We start from the raw sequence: 1,000 nt of genomic DNA on the forward strand, positions 1-1,000 counted from the left end.
GAAGGCCGTATTTACGGCAAAGCGCCTCAAATCGCCAGAATTCCGTCAGCTGTTACCTCACCAATATGAACTGCATCTTTGACAGTTGCTTCAAACGCAGCTTGATGTTCTTTTTTCACTGAAACGACGAAGCGAGATTGAGATTCAGAGAATAATAACGCCGCTTCCCCTTCTACAGTCACATTAGCGCCAAGGTTTTCCGTCGTCATGACACTTTCCGCAATCGCTACGCCTAAGCCGCCTTCAGACACATCATGCGCAGATTGAACGAAGCCTTTTTTAATCGCGTCAAGCAGTGCTTTTTGACGAGACAGCTCTACATCAAGATCGATTTGAGGCGCTTTGCCGTAAATACGGCCTTCTGTCATTTTTTGCAGCTCGCTTCCGGCAAACTCTGGTTTTGTTTCGCCGATCACATATACGAGATCTCCCGCTTGTTTGAAATGCTGTGTTGTAATGTGCGCTGTATCTTCAATTAAGCCGACCATGCCGATAACAGGTGTCGGATAGATCGCCGTGCCGTTTGATTCGTTATAAAGCGATACGTTACCGCCGATAACCGGTGTGCTGAGAACATTGCACGCTTCGCTTATGCCGTATGCCGCTTTTTCGATCTGCCAGAAGATTTCCGGCTTCTCCGGGTTACCGAAGTTAAGGTTATCTGTGACCGCAAGCGGTTCTGCGCCTGAGCAAATGATGTTGCGCGCTGCTTCAGCGACAGCAATTTTCCCTCCGACTTCAGGATCAAGATAGAGATAACGCGCGTTACAGTCTGTCGTCATCGCCAGCGCCTTTTTCGTTCCGCGGATTCTGAGAACACCAGCATCAGACCCAGGAGCGACAACTGTATTCGTGCGCACCATGTAGTCATACTGATCATACACCCACTCTTTACTCGCAATCGTCGGCTGCTGAAGAAGGGCCTTCAGCGTTTCATTCGCATCTTCAATTTGCAGAGCCTGAATGTCCGTTTCCAAAAACTCGCGATAGTAAGCAGGCT

Annotated in this window: 1 pseudogene; it reads right to left on the reverse strand. The window is 48.9% G+C overall.

Annotated elements, in window-relative coordinates:
• Positions 1-29: 29 nt before the first annotated feature.
• Positions 30-1,000 (reverse strand): annotated as a pseudogene (locus ACWHAR_RS23490) (AIR synthase related protein); the annotation flags it as partial.

The organism is Bacillus sp. LR--39, assembly GCF_053613335.1.